At 73.7% G+C, this 16,975-nt stretch carries 11 protein-coding genes and 2 pseudogenes; 7 read left to right on the top strand and 6 right to left on the bottom strand.

Annotation, left to right across the window (positions count from 1 at the left end; translation table 11 throughout):
- Window positions 1-246 precede the first annotated feature (246 nt).
- Entirely contained in the window at window positions 247-1,086 is an 840-nt protein-coding gene (locus tag LUW75_RS16715; RefSeq protein WP_250336325.1) for a phytanoyl-CoA dioxygenase family protein, read from the top strand.
- Window positions 1,087-1,251: 165 nt separating this feature from the next.
- On the opposite strand, the gene LUW75_RS16710 is transcribed toward LUW75_RS16715, so the two are convergent.
- Window positions 1,252-2,133, bottom strand: coding sequence for an SAM-dependent methyltransferase (locus LUW75_RS16710; protein ID WP_250336324.1), 882 nt, complete (start codon window positions 2,131-2,133; stop codon window positions 1,252-1,254).
- Window positions 2,134-2,849: 716 nt separating this feature from the next.
- On the opposite strand from LUW75_RS16710, the gene LUW75_RS16705 reads away from it, so the two are divergent.
- Window positions 2,850-3,326, top strand: coding sequence for a hypothetical protein (locus LUW75_RS16705; protein ID WP_250336323.1), 477 nt, complete (start codon window positions 2,850-2,852; stop codon window positions 3,324-3,326).
- A 240-nt stretch (window positions 3,327-3,566) separates the two neighbouring features.
- On the opposite strand, the pseudogene LUW75_RS16700 reads toward LUW75_RS16705, so the two are convergent.
- Window positions 3,567-4,686: pseudogene (locus LUW75_RS16700) on the bottom strand (serine hydrolase domain-containing protein).
- Between the two features lie 171 nt (window positions 4,687-4,857).
- On the opposite strand from LUW75_RS16700, the gene LUW75_RS16695 reads away from it, so the two are divergent.
- The 3 genes from LUW75_RS16695 to LUW75_RS16685 all read left to right on the top strand — a co-directional run bounded on the left by LUW75_RS16695 (window position 4,858) and on the right by LUW75_RS16685 (window position 6,749).
- Window positions 4,858-5,550 carry a TetR/AcrR family transcriptional regulator gene (locus tag LUW75_RS16695; protein WP_250336322.1) on the top strand — a complete coding sequence of 231 codons (693 nt, stop codon included), beginning with the start codon at window positions 4,858-4,860 and terminating at the stop codon, window positions 5,548-5,550.
- 460 nt (window positions 5,551-6,010) lie between these two features.
- A complete protein-coding gene (locus LUW75_RS16690; RefSeq protein WP_250336321.1) occupies window positions 6,011-6,208 on the top strand; it encodes a helix-turn-helix transcriptional regulator in 198 nt (65 codons plus the stop codon).
- Window positions 6,209-6,512: 304 nt separating this feature from the next.
- Complete coding sequence (locus tag LUW75_RS16685) at window positions 6,513-6,749, top strand: heavy-metal-associated domain-containing protein (RefSeq protein WP_250336320.1); 237 nt, start codon at window positions 6,513-6,515, stop codon at window positions 6,747-6,749.
- Window positions 6,750-7,215: 466 nt separating this feature from the next.
- Here the strand turns inward: LUW75_RS16685 and LUW75_RS16680 are convergent, their stop codons facing one another.
- Window positions 7,216-8,505 carry a citrate synthase gene (locus LUW75_RS16680; protein WP_250336319.1) on the bottom strand — a complete coding sequence of 430 codons (1,290 nt, stop codon included), beginning with the start codon at window positions 8,503-8,505 and terminating at the stop codon, window positions 7,216-7,218.
- A gap of 147 nt (window positions 8,506-8,652) precedes the next feature.
- Window positions 8,653-10,903, bottom strand: a pseudogene (gene recD2, locus LUW75_RS16675) (SF1B family DNA helicase RecD2).
- A gap of 239 nt (window positions 10,904-11,142) precedes the next feature.
- Between recD2 and LUW75_RS16670 the strand changes: the two are divergent.
- Entirely contained in the window at window positions 11,143-11,505 is a 363-nt protein-coding gene (locus LUW75_RS16670) for a hypothetical protein (protein WP_250336318.1), read from the top strand.
- Between the two features lie 389 nt (window positions 11,506-11,894).
- Here the strand turns inward: LUW75_RS16670 and LUW75_RS16665 are convergent, their stop codons facing one another.
- Entirely contained in the window at window positions 11,895-13,265 is a 1,371-nt protein-coding gene (locus LUW75_RS16665; RefSeq protein ID WP_250336317.1) for an FG-GAP and VCBS repeat-containing protein, read from the bottom strand.
- Window positions 13,266-13,455: 190 nt separating this feature from the next.
- Complete coding sequence (locus LUW75_RS16660; protein WP_250336316.1) at window positions 13,456-14,418, bottom strand: hypothetical protein; 963 nt, start codon at window positions 14,416-14,418, stop codon at window positions 13,456-13,458.
- Window positions 14,419-14,741: 323 nt separating this feature from the next.
- Here LUW75_RS16660 and LUW75_RS16655 point away from each other — a divergent pair, with 323 nt between their 5' ends.
- Window positions 14,742-16,970, top strand: coding sequence for a cache domain-containing protein (locus LUW75_RS16655; RefSeq protein ID WP_250337704.1), 2,229 nt, complete (start codon window positions 14,742-14,744; stop codon window positions 16,968-16,970).
- The last annotated feature ends 5 nt before the right edge of the window (window positions 16,971-16,975 follow it).

Raw genomic sequence — 16,975 nt, 5'->3', positions numbered from 1 at the left:
GGTCCGGCCGGAGGTCCGGCGGGGGTCCGGCCGGGGACGGGCGCACCGCACGACGGCCCTGGCAGGGAGGCGGTACTCCGGCTCCCCGCGGCTCCTCAGCCGACGCGGGTGCCTCCGTCCGCCCGGCCGCGACACCGATGGGGGAAGATTGGCAGGGCTCGACGCCGTTGAGCACCCTGAGGCGGCTTGACGCAGGCCCCCGGTCCGAGCATCGATTCTGGAGCACTCCCGGTGGAAGACCACGGCGTGAGGGAAAAATTCATCGAAGAGGGCTACATCGTCGTGCGAGGCGGCCTGGCCGAGGACCTGGTCGCGCACACCGCTCGGGAAGTCGGCGGCCTCCTGCGGGGACTGGACGCGCCGCAGCGCCGGGCCTTCCCCTTTCAGGGGAGCATGGTGCCCCTCTCGCCGCTCCGGGAGCCGTGGTCCCGCCTCATCGCGGAAGGAGCGGTCCCCGACACCCTCCGGCGGCTCGGGGCCTCGGATCTCCGGTGGCTGAGCGGCTACCTGATCTCGAAGCCGCCCCGCTCGCCGAGGCTGTGGTGGCACCAGGACTGGTGGGCCTGGGACCACGAGCTCTCCTTCGCGGAGATGCCCGCCCAGATCTCGGTGCTGACGTATCCGACCGGTTCGGGTAAGGAGAACGGATGCCTGCGGGTGATCCCGGGGTCGCACAGGCGGCGCCACAGGCTCCATTCCGTCCTTCCGCCCGCGCACACCGAGGAGATCAACGGACTCCCGGCCGATCACCCCGCGTTCCAGGAGCAGGCGGACGAGGTGGAGATCCCCCTCGCGCCGCACGACTTCGTCGTCTGCGACGTGCGGCTCCTGCACTCCACTCACGCGAACACCACCGGGGTCGAGCGCCCGGGGGTCGTCCTCTGGTACCTCCCCGACTACGGGTCCCTGCCCCCCGCCTTCCGGTCGCACTACGCCCGGAACCAGTGCCAGCCCTCGGACGAGGAGCGCCGGGCCGCACCCGGACCGGGCCCCCTCCTGATTCCCCGGGAAGAGGCGGAGGAGAGCACCCGGATCGTCCTCGACAGGACACCGGGGGAGAGTTTCGGACACCGTCTCGCCTGTTGATCCGGAGCGCTTCCGGTCCGGCCCCGCCGGCGTGTGCGGGCGGACGGTCGGCCTGCGGCCGAGGGGGCGGACGGGCGCGACCGGAGGCCGGGGGCCGGGCGGCCGGGGGCCGGGCGGCCGGGGGCCGGGCGGCCGGGATGCGTCGCCGGCCCGCCCTCGGACGGGTCACCGCTTGACCGCGACGACCGTCCGGTAGGTCAGCTTCCCGGAGGAGTACAGGTCCAGCGTCAGGTTCACGGCGTCGAGGAAGTCCCGGACCATCCGCCGACCGCTGACGCCCGCACCGTCGCCGTCCGGCCACCTCGCCAGCAGCCGGGGCAGGAAGTGGCTCGTCATGACCGGTTCGAAGTGCCGCCGCATGGGCCCCCGCCCCACCTCTCCGCGGTCGACGACGTGGACGGCGGGGTAGAAGCCGGCGTCCACGAGCTCCGACTCGACCCGTGAGATCCTGGCGAGGTTCCGGTACTGGAAGTGATGGCCGAAACTCCGCAGGTCGCTCTCGGTCATCAGGTCCGTGGCCATCCAGTCGTCCATCAGGAGGCGGCCCGCGGGCACCAGCAGATCGCTCACTCGCCCGTACATCTCCCGGTGGTCCGGGACCTGGTAGAGCATGTTGAGGCTCCAGGCCACGTCGACGGGCCGGTCCGGCCACGTCCCGGGCCCGTCGACGTAGTGCACGGAGATGCTGCCGCGGTGGCGGGGGGAGCGGTCGTTGAGCGTGCGGCTGGTCGCCACGTGCGTGCCGCTGTTGCTGATGGCGGTCACGGTCGCCTCGAAGCGGTCGACGAGGAGCCGCGCCGGGCCGCAGAGCCCGCAGCCGACGTCCAGGACGCGGGTGCCGGGCCGGACGCCCGCGAGCAGGGCGAGTTCCGAGACGTACTCCCGGGCTCCCGGACCCCACCGGTCGCCGTCCCGCCACATCTCCTCGTCGTCCAGCATCGGCGGATGGAGCTGGTCGTCGGTGAGCCACGCCAGGATGCCGGCTCCCGGAAGCCCGAGCGCGTCGCCGACCTCCTCGGCCCGGTAGTGCAGGTTGCCGCTCCTCATCCGCTTCCCCACAGTGGTAGACCGCGCGCCGCCCTGTCGTTCGCCCGCCCCGGGAGGGGCGGGCGTCCCTCCGTCCCCCGGTTTCGAACCCGCGCCGGTCCGGCGCACCCGTCACCGCCACGGTGCGGGGGGACGGACCCGGCGCCCGGGGCGGCCGTGGGGCCCGGCGGCGGAGGGCCGCACTCCGCCGGCGGCCGCCCACCGGTGGACCCGCCTCGTGCCCGGAGCCGTACGGCCCCGCCGGCGCGGGACGGCGGACGGCCGGGCCGGTCCGCACGCCGGAGATCACTCGCACGTGGAACTCGGCGGCGATTTCACCGCCCCGATGCCTTTTCGGGAGTAAAGCACATCTCCCGGGTGATCGCACGCCGCGAAATACGCAGAACTCCTCCACCCCATCCGGTTCCGGTAATCACACGGCTCTCCTCCGCCCCTGCCGAATCGGCCGCACGCACGGTTGTCCACCTCCGGCGGATCGCCTACGCTGCCGACCGTCGCGGAATCAGGATCCGCGACGACGGGGCGCGGCGACCTTCTCTGGTTTCCGGTGCCGGAGTGGGGCCGATGGATTTTCGGATGATCGCCTTCATCGTCGGTGCTCGTGAATGCGAAACGTTCCGGTGGCGCACCGGGCGCTTCCGCCCCGCCTGTCCCGGTCACCGCTAGCCTGTGCGCAGGTGGCAGGAATCGCCGCTTCGATCTGGGAAAGGTTGTCCATGCGCAGCAGCAAGTCGGAACTCGTGTGGCAAGGGCGAATCCATCTGGGCGACGAGCCGGGCGTATTCGGTGACGCCGAATACTCCGGGCTGGCCATGGAACTTCCCGTCACCCTCCGGAAGACCGATCCGAGCGGTCCGAACACCACGAAGCTGGTCCTGGTAACGCAGAACGCGGAGACGTACACCGGCTATCCGGGCCACCTGATCACCGTCACGCAATTCCTGCCCGACCCCGGTGAGCCGAATCACTTCACGGAAGTGGTGCTCGCGACGGCGCGTCTGGAAAGCGCGGACGACAACCGCAAGGAAATCGTCCTCACCCTGCCGGACCAGTCGGCGCCCGTCTTCATCAGTGTGCGCGTGCGCGTCGACACCGAGGTGCCGCCGGGGCTGTACGACGACTTCGTCGTGACCCGGCTGCTCAACAGGGCACGCGACTTCGCCTTCGTGGCGGACCTCGGTTTCCACGCCTGATCCGGTCTGCGGCCCTCGCCCCGCGGGTCCGGCCACGCCGCGCGCGGCGTCGCCCGGCCCTCGCCCCGCGCGGCGTGGCCGCGGGGCGGCCGGCCCCGCCCCGGACGCCGTCTCACCGACCGCGTCCGGGGCGGGGTGCGCCGTGGTCCGGGCGGACCGGGGGCCTCGCCGCCCCGAGGCCGCCGCGGGACGGGGTGGTGCCCACCCGCCGGCGACGGCCCGCCCGCGGCCCCCGCCGGGTCAGCCGTACATCGCCACGCGGTACAGGGCCGCGAGCGCCTCGTCGATGGGGTGGGGCTGCGGCCTGCCGGAGGGGTCGAGCCTGTTCCACCGCTGCAGGTTCACCGCGACGGACATCTGCCGCCCGCCGTCGGCACGGGTCGCGGTCAGCGTTCCGCCGCCCCAGACCGTGCCCCCGTGACCCCAGAAGACGCCCCGGCCGGGGCCCTCCACCGGGTGGAGGCCGAGGCCGTACTCGGTGGTCCTCCCCTCCTGGGAGACGACCCGGACGGTGCGCTGCATCTGCGCCAGCGAGGAACGGCCGACGACCTCCCCGGCCAGCAGCCGGCCGAAGAAGCGGTTGAGGTCCGTGACGGTCGATATCAGCGAGGCGGACGGCCCCACCCACGACATGTCGTACACGCTGTAGTCGCGCGGCGGGTCGATCATGCCGAACCACGCCTCGTAGAGCCGCGAGTGCGGCCCTTCGACGCACGGCCCGGTGGGGAACCCGGTGTCCCGGAGCCCGGCGCGCTCGATGACGTCGCGGGTGATGCAGCGCTCGGCCGGAACGCCGGTCACCTCCTCCAGGAGCCGGACGAGGATCAGGTAGTTGGTGTTGGAGTACACCCCCGGAGTGCCGCCCGGGGTGCCGACGGCGGGCGCGGCGACCCCCATCCCGATCAGCTCGTCGGGGTCGAACCGCGTGAACCGGTGGTCGTCCAGGCTCTGGGGCCCGGTGTCCGCGAGGACGGGGTACGCCTTCAGGGAGGGGTAGGCGTGGGGAGAGGTACTCGGCGAGGCCGCTGGTGTGGTTGATCAGCATGCGGACCGTGATCGCGTCGCCGCGCGCCCCGGGGACCAGTCCCGGGAGGTAGCGGCCGATCGGCGTGTCGAGGCCGATCCGGCCGTTCTCGACCTGCCGCAGGACGGCGGCGGCGGTGAAGGTCTTGGTGACGCTGCCGACCCGGTGCCGCATGCCGGCGGTGACGGGGCGGCCGGTGTCGACGTCGGCGACCCCGGCGGCGCCGCGCCACACCCGGCCGCCCTCCCGCACCTCGGCGAACAGGCCCGGCATCCCGGCGCGGTGGACGTTCTCCAGGGCCGCGTCCAGCGCCGCGGAATCCAGTGGGCTCTTCACGTCATGCGTCCTTTCGTGGCGCCCGGGGCGGACCCCGCTTCCGTCGCCCGCCCCGGGCACCGGGGCGCGAGCGGCGTGCCGGCCCGTCCGGCACGCCCGTGCCCACATTATGCACGCGGTGCGTGCAACAGCGAGTGCACAAGTAGGCTGGAATCCGGTGAGAGGAGCGGGATGACGGGCCGAAGGCGTTGGTCGACCGAAGAGATCCTGGATGCGACGGCGGAGCTGCTGCGCACGGGCGACGCGGACTCGTTCAGCGTGCGCAGGCTGGCCGCGACCCTCGGGACCGACTCCTCCAGCCTCTACCGGCACTTCCGCAGCAAGACCGAACTGCTGCGCGCGGTGGCCGACCGGATCCTCCTGGCCGCGATGGACGGCTACCGCCCCGAGGGCGACTGGAAGCAGCGCATCACCTCCCTGGCCCTGCGGGTGAGGGAGTTCTTCGTGCAGCAGCCCCAGCTCGCCGCGGTCTGGGGGCGCTACGCGTCGAGCGGCACTGGTTCCCGGCTGGTCATGGAAGAGGTGCTGCAGGCCCTGAGCGCGTCGGGACTCCCCGAGGAGGAGATCCCGGCGCGCTACCACCGGCTCACGGTCCTCCTCTCCGCACTGGTCTCCGCCGAGGCCGGGTTCGGCACCGTCAAGCCCGCCGAGCACGAACAGGGCATGGAGCTGTTCCGCGTGGCGGTCCTGGGCGCCGACCCCGAGCGCTTCCCGGCCCTGGCCCGCTTCGCCCGCGACGTCCGCCCCCTCGGGGCGGACCGCCGTGCCGCGTTCGAGGAGATCCTCGCCGCCCACCTCGCCGACGTCGAAGCCGGGATCGCCGCGGGCCGACCGGCCGGACCGGGCGCGCCGGCGGAGGGCTGAGCCCGGCGGGCGCGGAGAGCGCCGAGTGGACCCGGGCGTTCCGGGACCCCGTCACCGGCCCCCGCCGCCGCCTCCGGCGGGGGCCGGTGAGGGGGTCCGTACCGGTGCCGGCCCCGCGCTCCGGAAGGCCCCGGTGGCGGTGCGGGGCCGTCGCCCACGGCCGCGCCCCCGCACCGCCGCCGGGCTCGCGCCCGGGCGTGCCCCCGAGCTCCGGCGGACCTCCTCCCGGAGGTGTCCGCGGACGGGTGCGGGACCGTCGCCCGACGGTCGCGGGCGTTCCGCGGACGTCACATACGTCACCGGAAGATGGCCGCACGGTCACAGCCGTTCAACGACGCATCCGAACGGTCACTCTGCGTCGTTGACCGGGCACAGGGTTGGTGATCATCAGTCCGCGCCGCGGCTCCTCCGACGGCCCTCCCGGGCCGCGCCGCGGCGTGCACGGGGAGGTGCCATCCAGATGACGGACCGAGGGCTCTGGTCGTACAAGGAGATCGCGGCGCACATCCGGGTGCAGCCGGACACCGTCCGCTCGTACCGCAAGCACGGCCTCCTGCCGCGCCCCGACCACGTGGAGGCGGGCAAGCCCTACTGGTACGCGGACACGATCCGCACCTGGGTGGCCAACCGCCCGGGCAACCGCTCCCGCGGCGGCTGATCCGGCCGCGCCCCGCCGGGGCCCCGCCGCGCCCCGTACCGCGGTACGCCTCCGGCCCCCGCCCCGCCTTCGAACGCTCCCGCCCCGGCCCGCCCGCGCGTCCGCGAGCGCGCTGGCCCCGCCCGGGAGGAGGTGGACGGCGGGCGCGCCGCGACACGGGGCGCGGGGCGGCCCGGTCCGGCCGGTGCTCCGCCGTACGGGCGGACCGGGCGCCGAGCAGGAGTGGAACCAGTACCCCCAGGGGGTATACAGTGGTGATCGCAACAGGGCACCGCCCCGCCCCCGCACCCAGAGGAGAAGCACCATGAGCGCCGAGACGAACGCCGACGTCACCACCGTGTACGAGGTCAAGGGCATGACCTGCGGGCACTGCGAGGGCGCCGTCGCGCAGGAGCTGTCCGCCCTCCCGGGCGTCACCTCGGTCCAGGCCGTGGCGGCCACCGGCAGGGTGACGGTCACCTCCGGCGCGCCGCTCGACGAGGAGGCCGTCCGCGCCGCCGTGGACGAGGCCGGCTACGAACTGGTCGGCGCGGCCGCCTGAACGCCGACCGCGGCACCCGGGCGGGCCGTACCGTGACAGACCCACCGATACGGCCCGCCCGTCCGCCGGACCGGAGCGGGTGTTCACGCGAATTCACCGTCACGTGACGTACCGGACCTTCACAAAGAGACCTAGATCACAGATATTGAGGGGTAACCATTTGGCCAGCTCGTGGGTCTAAATGGACGATGCCGCGAACGTCTTGGGGGACGTTCACGGGATGTCTTGGGGGACGTCCCGGGCAAGCGTTGGCCGGGGCACGTGCGCCGGGGAGCTTTGAGCGGCCCTCCCGTCCGTACGTACCCCGGCAGATCGCCTGCGCGAGCCTCTGCCGGGGACCGGCAGATGCCCGGTCCGGATCCCGTGGGGGGAATCCGCACCGGGGATGCGGAAGCGCCCCGCCCGCCGACCCGTGGGGGGATCGGCGAGCGGGGCGCTTTCACGCTCCGGGCGGTGACCGGTGGGGTCAGCGGGCCTCGACCGGGACGAAGTCGCGCAGGACCTCGCCGGTGTAGATCTGGCGCGGGCGGCCGATGCGGGAGCCCGGCTCCTTGATCATCTCGTGCCACTGGGCGATCCAGCCCGGCAGGCGGCCGAGGGCGAACAGCACCGTGAACATCTCCGTCGGGAAGCCCATGGCGCGGTAGATCAGGCCCGTGTAGAAGTCGACGTTCGGGTAGAGGTTGCGCGAGACGAAGTACTCGTCGGCGAGCGCGTGCTCCTCCAGCTTCAGCGCGATGTCCAGCAGCTCGTCGCTCTTGCCGAGTGCCGAGAGGACGTCGTGCGCCGCCGCCTTGATGATCTTCGCCCGGGGGTCGAAGCTCTTGTAGACGCGGTGGCCGAAGCCCATCAGGCGGACGCCGTCCTCCTTGTTCTTCACCTTGCGGATGAAGGAGTCGACGTCGCCGCCGTTGGCCTGGATGCCCTGGAGCATCTCCAGCACCGACTGGTTGGCGCCGCCGTGCAGCGGACCCCACAGGGCCGAGATGCCCGCGGAGATCGACGCGAACATGTTCGCCTGCGACGAGCCGACCAGGCGGACCGTGGACGTCGAGCAGTTCTGCTCGTGGTCCGCGTGGAGGATCAGCAGCTTGTCGAGGGCCGAGACGACGACCGGGTCCAGCTCGTACTCCTGCGCCGGCACGGAGAACGTCATGCGCAGGAAGTTCTCGACGTACGACAGGTCGTTGCGCGGGTAGACGAACGGGTGGCCGATCGACTTCTTGTACGCGTACGCCGCGATCGTCGGCAGCTTCGCCAGCAGCCGGATCGTCGACAGGTGGCGCTGCTTCTCGTCGAACGGGTTGTGGCTGTCCTGGTAGAACGTCGACAGCGCGCTGACCACGGACGACAGCATCGCCATCGGGTGCGCGTCGCGCGGGAAGCCGTCGAAGAACCGTTTGACGTCCTCGTGCAGCAGCGTGTGCTGCGTGATCTCGGTGGTGAAGGCCGCCAGCTGGTCGGCCCTCGGCAGCTCGCCGTTGATCAGCAGGTACGCCACCTCAAGGAAGGTGGAGCGCTCGGCGAGCTGCTCGATCGGGTAGCCGCGGTAGCGCAGGATGCCCTGCTCGCCGTCGAGGTAGGTGATCGCGGACTTGTAGGCGGCCGTGTTGCCGTAGCCGCTGTCCAGGGTCACCAGACCCGTCTGCGAGCGGAGCTTGCCGATGTCGAAGCCCTTGTCGCCGACGGTGCTCTCGACCACCGGGTAGGTGTACTCGCCGTCCGCGTACCGCAGTACTACAGAGTTGTCGCTCACGTCATCCCTCACCGACGTTGTGCCTCTTCTTCGAGGTGCCCTGACTGCCTCTACCATCCCCCATCTGGCTCAGCAGAGTGCACTCGGGGTCGACCATTGGGCTCACCGGCGGCACTGAGTGCCGCCAACCTGCTCATCCTGCCCCCTTCACCCCGGTTCCGAAAGCCCTGCGGCGGCCGCCGCGGCCCCTCCCCCCGCCAGCCGGTGGTCGAGCGCGGTGAAGCGGCGGCCGGCGGAGACCGTCCGGACGGCCTGGCCGATCGCCCTGCGGGAGCCGACGAGGACGACCAGCTTCCGGGCCCGGGTGACGGCCGTGTAGAGCAGGTTGCGCTGGAGCATGGTCCAGGCGCCCGTGGTGACGGGGATCACGACGGCCGGGTACTCGCTGCCCTGCGAGCGGTGGATCGTCACTGCGTACGCGTGGGCCAGCTCGTCGAGTTCGTCGAAGTCGTACCCCACCTCCTCGTCCTCGTCCGTGAGCACCGTCAGCCGCTGCTCCTCCGGGTCGAGGGCGGTGACCACCCCCACCGTGCCGTTGAAGACCCCGTTCTCGCCCTTCTCGTAGTTGTTGCGGACCTGGGTGACCTTGTCCCCGACGCGGAAGACGCGGCCGCCGAACCGCTTCTCCGGCAGCCCGGGGCGGGCCGGGGTGACGGCCTGCTGGAGGAGCCCGTTGAGCGTGCCCGCGCCGGCCGGACCGCGGTGCATGGGCGCCAGGACCTGCACGTCCCGGCGCGGGTCGAGGCCGAACCTCGCCGGGACGCGGCGGGCGGCCACGTCGACCGCGAGCCGTCCGGCCTCCTCGGTGTCCTCCGTCGCGAACAGGAAGAAGTCCGGCAGGCCGCTGGTCACCGGGGGTTCACCGGCGTTGATCCGGTGTGCGTTGGTGACGACCCCGGACTTCTGCGCCTGGCGGAAGATCCGCGTGAGCCGCACCGACGGCACGGGGCCGCCCGGCGCCAGCAGGTCGCCCAGCACCTCCCCCGCGCCGACGCTCGGCAGCTGGTCCACGTCCCCCACCAGCAGCAGGTGGGCGCCCGGCGCGACCGCCTTGACCAGCTTGTTCGCCAGCAGCAGGTCGAGCATCGAGGCCTCGTCGACCACCACGAGGTCCGCGTCGAGCGGCCGGTCCCGGTCGTACGCCGCGTCCCCGCCCGGCTTCAGCTCCAGCAGCCGGTGAACCGTCGACGCCTCGGCGCCCGTCAGCTCCGCGAGCCGCTTGGCCGCCCGGCCCGTCGGCGCGGCCAGCAGGACCTTCGCCCTCTTGGCGCGGGCCAGTTCCACCACCGAGCGCACCGTGAAGGACTTTCCGCAGCCGGGCCCGCCGGTCAGTACCGCGACCTTCCGGGTCAGGGCGAGCCGCACGGCCGCCTCCTGCTCGGGCGCCAGCTCCGCCCCCGTGCGGTCCGCGAGCCAGGCCAGGGCCTTGTCCCAGGCGACGTCCCGGAAGGCGGCCATGCGGTCCTCCCCGGCCCGCATCAGCCGCCCGAGCTGCGCGGCGAGGGACACCTCCGCGCGGTGGAAGGGCAGCAGGTACACGGCCGTGACCGGCTCCCCCGTCCGGACCGGGCACCCGCTCCCGCACGACGCCGCCCTCCTCCTCGTCCGCCGCCAGCTCCGCGAGGCAGTCGATGACGAGGCCCGTGTCGACCTGGAGGAGCTTCACCGAGTCCGCGATGAGCCGCTCCTCGGGGAGGAAGCAGTGCCCCTGGTCGGCCGACTGGGACAGGGCGTGGCGCAGCCCGGCCTTGACCCGGTCGGGGCTGTCGTGGGGTATGCCGACGGCCTGGGCGATGCGGTCGGCGGTGAGGAAGCCGATGCCCCACACGTCGGCGGCGAGCCGGTACGGCTGGTTCCGTACGACGGAGATCGACGCGTCGCCGTACTTCTTGTAGATCCGCACCGCGATCGAGGTGGACACGCCGACGCCCTGGAGGAAGACCATGACCTCCTTGATGGCCTTCTGCTCCTCCCAGGCGGCGCCGATCATCCGCGTCCGCTTCGGTCCGAGGCCCGGCACCTCGACGAGCCGCTCCGGCTCCCGCTCGATGACGTCGAGCGTGTCCGTGCCGAAGTGCTCCACGATCCGGTCGGCGATCCGCGGGCCGATGCCCTTGATCAGCCCCGAGCCCAGGTAGCGGCGGATGCCCTGGATCGTCGCCGGCAGGACCGTCGTGTAGTTCTCGACGGTGAACTGCCGCCCGTACTGCGGGTGGGAGCCCCAGCGGCCCTCCATCCGCAGCGACTCGCCGGGCTGTGCGCCGAGCAGCGAGCCGACCACGGTGAGCAGTTCGCCGCCGCCGCGCCCGGTGTCGACCCGGGCGACCGTGTACCCGTTCTCCTCGTTGCTGTACGTGATCCGCTCGAGGACGCCTTCCACCACCGCCGTCTGCGCCATGCCCCGACGTTACCGGCCCCCTCCGACAGCGGCCGGGCCCCGGGAGGCCCGGCCCGCGGGGCGCGGCGGTACGCGCCCGGCCGCGCAGCGCCGGTCCGCCCGGCCTTCACTCGCAGGGGTGAGGCCGGGATTACCGCTCCGGGGAGCCCGGGAACATCAGATCGGATCATTCGATCACCTCACCCCCATTCATCCGCATTCACCTGTATCGCCTCGCAGCAGGCTGGAAGGGAGCCCCCGTGCATCAACTGGCGGATCGCAACAAGTACATCGGACTGCTCTTCATGCACATCGACCCCGCCTACTTCGAACTGGGCAGGGAGAAGATCCACGAGGTCTCGGCCGCCCACGCGCGGGACCTCTCCAAGTGGACCAAGCAGTTGACCCACGTCGTGACCTCGGGGCTCAACGGGAAGTACGACCAGATCACCCTCGTCGAGGCCGACTCCCTGGAGGAGATCCACGCCGCCGCGACCGACTTCCGCATGGGGGCCAAGGGCAGGTACATCGAGGTCAGCGACGTCATCGTGGGCGTCAAGGCACCGCCGCGGGGTCTGGCCAACCGCGCCGCCGGGACCGCCGACATCGTCGAGCCGACCTGAGGCGGGCGGCGGGCGGATCGACCGGCCGCCGCGGCCCGGCCCTCCCCCGCCGTGTCCGCGCGGGGCGCGGGCGGACGCGCCGGGCGGCCGCCGCGCCCGGAGTCTCCGCCCGCCCCTCCGGAACCGTCCGCGGCCCCGGGGCGCCCGCGAGGGGTGCGTCGCGGCCCCCTCGTCGGGGCGGGCGCCACCACCGGGTACGGCCCGGGTGCGAACCCCGGCTCCCCGCGCAGGCGCGGAGGCCGCCCGGATCCCCCGGGCGGCCTCCGTCCCGTGCCGCGACGCCTTCGTGCGGGCGGTCCGAGCGGCCCCGGAGTCCCGGCCCCGGAGCCGCGACCCCGCCGCTCGCGGGGCCGGTGCGGACCGCGGCCGCCGGGACGGACGGGGCGGGCTCAGCGGCCGAACTGCTCACCGATGTGCGCGGCTCCGGACACACCGGGGAGGTCCTCGCCGTTGAAGCTGGTGCTGCCGGCTCCGGTGACCCCGGCCGTCGTCGCGGGGAGCCGCCAGACCCGGCCCAGCCAGCCGTCCTCGCCGTTGCCGCCGACGAAGACCTCGGGTGCGCCGCCGCCGCGGCCGTCGGTCACGAGGACGGCCGAGCCGAAGTGGTCCGACGCCTCCGACGTGCTGGGCACGCCCCGGGTGTTCTGGGTGAGCGACCGGGCGCCCGCGGTGGTGACGCCGTCGGGGCCGCCCCGCAGGACGGTGATCGCCCCGGCCCCGCCGGTGGCCGCGGTGTCGGCACCGGTCTCCCCCGGCGCCCCGACGACGAGGTCCGCGTACCCGTCGCCGTCGGTGTCGCCGAGGGCGACGCTGTCGCCGAACCGGTCGCCCTTCTCGTCCGTCCCCGGCACCCCGGCGGTCGCCTGGGTGTAGGTGCGCGGTGCGAGGGTCCCGCTCACGCCGCCGGGTCCGCCGTAGGTGACGTGGACCGCCCCGCCGGGGGCCTGGGCCGTCGCGTCGCCGTCGCCGCCGACGAAGTCCTGGTAGCCGTCGCCGTTGAGGTCGCCGAACGCTCCGCTCCAGTCCCGCTTGACGGCTCCGCCGCGGGTCAGGCCCGCGGCGGAGCCCGCGTAGAGCAGCCCCGACGGGACGTGGTCGGGCTGCGTGGTGCCGCCGGTCACCACGTCGGCCACTCCGTCGCCCGTCATGTCGCCCACCGACACCGTGCTCGGCGAGTAGCCGCCGTCCACGGCGGCGGTGTCGCGGAACACCGTCTTCCGGGGGGCGCCCGTACGGCTCACCGGGCCGTGGAAGACGGCCAGGCCGTACCGGCCGCCCACCTCGGCGACGGCGACGACGTCCGCCGTGCCGTCGCCGTCGACGTCGCCGACCCCCGCGCTGTTGTTGTAGAGCCTCGGGGAATCCGCGGTGCCCCGGCCGGCGGGCAGCTCGGCACCGCCGGCCAGCCCCTCGGCGCCGCCCCACAGGACCGTCCAGCCCTGGCCCGAGCGGACGATCAGGTCGTCGTGTCCGTCCCCGTCCAGATCGCCGTCGCCGCCGAGGTACCCCCAGCGCCGCTCGGCGGTCGGGTCGCCCGGCACGCCCGGGCCGGCCTGCGACACCGTCGCGCTGTTCGTGGTGGCGTACCCGTCGGCGGAGCCGTACAGGACGGTGACGGCTCCGGCCCGCTTGAGGCCGTCGACGGTGGCCGTGGGCGCGCTGACGGCGATGTCGGCGTAACCGTCGCCGTCGAAGTCCGCCCGGGCACCGCCTTCGGGGGCCGGGGCGGCGGCCGCCGTGCCGGGGGTCAGCCCGGTCACGCCGAGAACCGCGGCGGTGCACAGGGCCGCGGCAGCCGCGCGGCGGGGACGGGGTCTCATCGGGTACCTCCCGTGTCCGTGGGGGTTCGTGTCCGAACCCCCTCTGTGGGACCGCCGCCCGGCCCGAAGGCCGTACCGGCGGCGGAAAGTCGCGTGGTGGCGGGCCGCCGGGACGCGGGGCGCCGGCTCCTCAGTCCGCGGCCCACACCCTCGTGGCCGCTCCCGCGGCCTCCGCGACCCGCGAGACGCTTCTCCCGCTCTCGCGGACGCTCCGGCTGAACTCCACGTGCAGGAAGGGCACTCCGGCCTTGTCCGCGGCACGGCCCTGCACGTTGGTCCGGCCTTCCAGCGGGCACTTCCGGCTCCAGGCGCGACAGGGGTCGAAGCCCCGGTCCCGCAGGGCGTCGGACATGGCTCGGCCCGCCGCCCTCCCCCGTGTCCCCGAGCCGGTCGAGACGATCGCGTCGTACCCGGGGGCGGTGGCGTCGTCGAACCCGTGCACCTGGATGCCCGGGAGTCCCCGCTTCAGCAACTCGTCGCACACCGCGTGGAAGACCGTGTCCCGGCGGTGCGAGACGTCGGCCGCGTCCCCGCGGCCGGCCTCGCGGTGCGCTCCCGCCAGCACCAGGACCCCTCCCGGCGTACCGCGCAGCATCGCGACGCCGACGTCCTCGCTGTCCGTGTCGGCGACCGGATGGGGGACCTGCACCGACCACCGGGAGGGGGAGCCGAGGTCGACGTAGACCCGCCCCCACCCGCGTGTCGCGGCACGCGCCTCCGTGGCGTCGGCGATCTCGGCGTACCGTCGGCCGGTGGCCCGGTCGGTCAGCGTGCGGACGCGGAAGCCGACGCCGGCGAGGTGCCGCCCGGCTTCGGCGCGGCGGCCGTCGAGGAACAGGCCGACGCCTTCCGCCACCGTCCGGCGCTCCCCGCGAACCGGCTCGCGGTATCCACCCCGCGGGCCGAGCCCGCCGGTGAACGCGGAGACGTGGTCCCCGAGGTCGACGGAGTGCCGCTCGGGCCCCGCGGAGGGCTCCACCGGCTCGGACCGCGACCCGCCGCACGACGTGATGTTGGCCACGGTCGCCACGGCTACGACCGTGACCAGGAACTTCCCGATGAACTTCGGGTTTTTGGTGCGAACGTCGGTCATCGCTGTATGACAATAACAGCGTGGTTCACGATCTCTCCCCTGAACTTCACGGTCACTTGACGCCGTGTCACACGTATCGTCCCCGGCATCATCCGGAAGCGGTCCGGAGGCGCTGAACCACCCCTCGGAGATCCTCCGGTCACGGATCCGGACCACCGTACGACCATGCGGCGGCGGTACCGGTCCTCGGATTCCGGTGCTGCTCCCCGTCCGCGCTCACGCGCCGGACCCGCACGCACCGCCCACGCACAACAGGAGAGGAACACATACCCGTGGCAGCTCCGGGGACGAAGCGGCGGCACAGGGCCCGCCGCAGGGCCGACATGTCGCTGCTCGGCGGCATACGCCCGCCCATCGCCGTCCTGTCGGCCCTCCTGCTCTCGCTGACGGCCCTCACCGCCCTCAGCCTCGGCAGAGTCGGTCACGACGCGATCCCCGAGGCGGTGCTCACCTCCCAGCAGCACTTCGCCGAGGACGGTGCCGTCGCGATGCGCGCCTCGCTCGACGAGAGCGTGACCGACCTCGACCGCGCGGCCGCGCTCCTCAACGCGGGTCCCCCGGTCTCGGCCGACTCGGTCCTCGACAGGATCGGCAGTGTCTACCAGAAGTGGCACGGCACGGCCGTCATCGAGATCCGATCCGGCAGGCTCCTCGCGGCACGCGGCGAGAACGTGCCGCTGACGGCGATCGACCGGAGCAAGCTGTCGGAGCCGGGCGGGCTCGACTCGCGCATGGTGCGCCTCGCGAACGGCGAGACCCGTCTGCTCTCCCTCGCCCTGCTCTCCTGGAGCGGGCAGCCGCAGCAGCTCCTCGTCGCCTCCAGGAACCTCCGCTTCCCCGGCATCAACCTCGGCAGGTCGCGGGCCATCGCCGTGCTCGACCCGGAAGGCACCGTTCTCAGCAGCGACGGCCTTCCCAAGCCCGGACGGTCCCCGTCGCGTGCGCAGCGCGAGAAGGCCGAGCGCGCCCGGGAACAGCTGGAGGCCTTCGCCGAGATCGCCGCCGTGAAGGCGGAGCAGCACCCCCTCCAGGCCAAGGAGCCCGGTGCCGGGGGTTTCCCCGGAGTCAGCGGGAGCCTGGTCGGCGGTGCACGCGGCGGCGACCGGACCGCGGCCGGCTACGCCACGCTCGCCGCGCCCCGGCCCGGCGGGAGCACCGTCGCCAGCGGCCTCGGCCTGACGGTCGTCGCCATGGTGGACGTCCCCGAGGAGCCCTCGCGCGAGAGGGACTCCCTCCTGGGCGTCGTCGCGGCCGGAGCCCTGCTGGCGATCGGCGGGCTCGCCGTGGCCCTGCTGCTGGGTCTCGTGCAGCGTCCGCTGATCCGGCTCTTCCTGGAGAGCCGCCGGCTCACCCGGGGCGACCTCCAGCGGCCGGTGAGCGTACCCGCGTACGGGGAGGCGGCGCGGATCGGCGAGGCGCTGGAGCGGCTGAGGCGCCAACTCCTCGGCGAGCCCCGCGACACCGACGGCACCACCGCGGCCGCCGGACGGCTCCGCCGCGTCGGGGTCCGCGGCCTGGTGTGCGTGTCCGCGGCGCTCATCCTCCTGTGGTCCGCCCCGCTGGCGCTGCTCGTCAACCGCGCCGACGGCGAGGCCGCCGTACCGAAGCAGCTCGTCGAGGACCAGCGCGAACGCACCGAGACCCTGGCCGACCGGGTCCGGCGGGCGCTCAACGAGGGGCACGCCGACCTGGAGTCGGTGGCCTCGCTGATCGGTGACCGCACGACGCCGGAGCAGATGACCGAGGCCCTCGACCGGACCGCGCGGGAGCACTCGCGCTACCGGTCGGTCTACGTCCTCGACGTCGACGGCCGGCTCCTCGCCCGCGCCGGCGGGGACCCGCACCGCCCGGCCGGCGAGGGCCCGGGGAAGGAGGCGATCGCCCTCCTCGACGACACGGGCGAGGAGCCGGTCGTCGTCGGCTACGCCGAGGTGCCCGGCCGGCGGGGTGCCACCGTGGTGGGCGAGTTCCGGATCGACTTCGTCAACGCGCTGCTCCGGAGGCCCGGCCTCGGCGAGGTGCGGGTGGTCGACGCCGAGCAGCGGGTACTGGGCGGGAACACCGGCTACCGCGCCTTCCAGGACCTGCCCTCCGAGGCCCTCGAAGCCCTCGCCCGGAAGACCGGGGCCAAGGACGCGAGGCCGCGTCCCCGCTCGGCCCTCCACCACGACGGCGGCCTCCACATCGCCGCGGCCGCCCCGTTCACGGGCGACGGGGCGGCGAGGTCGCTCGACTGGACCGTGGTGAGCTGGAAGCCCGCCGCCGCCCTCGCCGTCCCCGAGTACACCCTGCAGAACCGCACCGTGCTGGTCGGTCTGCTCGGCCTCACCGCGGCCGCCGCCTGCCTCGGCTGGCTGCACATCGTGGTGGGGCGGCCCCTGCGGGACCTGGCCCGCAGGGCCGAGGCGCTCGCCGCCGGCGACCGCCGCACCGTTCTGTACCCGCACCACCACGACGAGGTCGGCGCCGTCGTCCGCAGCCTGGAGCTGATCCGCCAACAGCTCCAGGAGACGCGCAAACGGGACGGCGTCCCCCTGACCGGAAGGACCTGACGGAC

The organism is Streptomyces sp. MRC013, from assembly GCF_023614235.1.
Taxonomy (GTDB): Bacteria; Actinomycetota; Actinomycetes; order Streptomycetales; family Streptomycetaceae; genus Streptomyces.
The sequence above is the reverse complement of the archived record's forward strand: the minus strand, read 5'-3'. Positions and strand labels throughout refer to the sequence as shown.

Bases quoted from the DNA above. Each gene is read 5' to 3' on its own strand.
- LUW75_RS16695 (WP_250336322.1), top strand. From the start codon at position 4,858: ATGACGGGCCGAAGGCGTTGGTCGACCGAAGAGATCCTGGATGCGACG.
- LUW75_RS16705 (WP_250336323.1), top strand. From the start codon at position 2,850: ATGCGCAGCAGCAAGTCGGAACTCGTGTGGCAAGGGCGAATCCATCTG.
- LUW75_RS16690 (WP_250336321.1), top strand. From the start codon at position 6,011: ATGACGGACCGAGGGCTCTGGTCGTACAAGGAGATCGCGGCGCACATC.
- LUW75_RS16660 (WP_250336316.1), bottom strand. From the start codon at position 14,418: ATGACCGACGTTCGCACCAAAAACCCGAAGTTCATCGGGAAGTTCCTG.
- LUW75_RS16710 (WP_250336324.1), bottom strand. From the start codon at position 2,133: ATGAGGAGCGGCAACCTGCACTACCGGGCCGAGGAGGTCGGCGACGCG.
- LUW75_RS16685 (WP_250336320.1), top strand. From the start codon at position 6,513: ATGAGCGCCGAGACGAACGCCGACGTCACCACCGTGTACGAGGTCAAG.
- LUW75_RS16655 (WP_250337704.1), top strand. From the start codon at position 14,742: ATGTCGCTGCTCGGCGGCATACGCCCGCCCATCGCCGTCCTGTCGGCC.